This is a genomic window from Halomonas sp. PBN3 (assembly GCF_000475415.1).
In the GTDB taxonomy this organism is placed as follows: Bacteria; Pseudomonadota; Gammaproteobacteria; order Pseudomonadales; family Halomonadaceae; genus Halomonas; species Halomonas shengliensis.
Window position 1 is genome coordinate 1 of sequence record NZ_AXCA01000134.1, and the last position, 656, is coordinate 656.

Annotated in this window: 1 protein-coding gene; it reads right to left on the bottom strand. The window is 66.8% G+C overall.

The annotated features are described in order from the left end of the window. Positions 1-557 (bottom strand): DEAD/DEAH box helicase family protein (locus Q673_RS24680; protein WP_023005351.1); only part of this gene is annotated, 557 nt, incomplete at its 3' end. Positions 558-656 lie beyond the last annotated feature (99 nt).

A 656-nucleotide genomic window follows, 5' to 3' on the forward strand; every position in this document is an offset into this window, starting at 1 on the left:
AAGCCCATGCGCATGCGCACACGCCCCAGGATGAAGAACTCCGGCCGCCCATCGGACGGCTGGCCCAGGGCCTCACGGAGCTTGAGCAGCTTGACCAAGGTATCCGGGCCGTTCAGCACCCAGACCCTGGCCTGATCGACGGTCTCCAGGATCTCCCGCCGCCACTTGTAGACCAGGTGGGGCGGTGCGATCACCAGGAAGCGCCGGTAGCCTTCGCTGTGACAGACCGCCGCGGTGGCGATGGCCATCATGGTCTTGCCGGTGCCCATCTCAGCGTTGATGATGCCCGCCGGCTCGTGCCGGTCGAGCAGCAGGGCCGAGATGGCCTGGACCACCTCAGCCTGCTCAGGGAAAGGCGCCCGCTTGAGGGCTGCCATGACGGCCTGGCGACGAGGGTTGGCCTCGCCGTCATAGACCGGGGGATGGGAGCGGTTAAGCGAGGCCAAAAGGCCATCGCCAAACTCCTCCACAAAGGCGTTGAGGTCCACCTGAGGCCCGAAGACCTCGCCAGACTGCGCCATGCCGGCCGGCGCCGGCAGCTGAGTGATGTCATTCATGTCCGTCTCCTTGTGCACAAGAAAACGGCGGACACTCCCCTCCCCTGGCGGGTTGGAAAGGCCCGCCGTGGGGAATGGCGCCCGGGGCGCCGGTCAGTA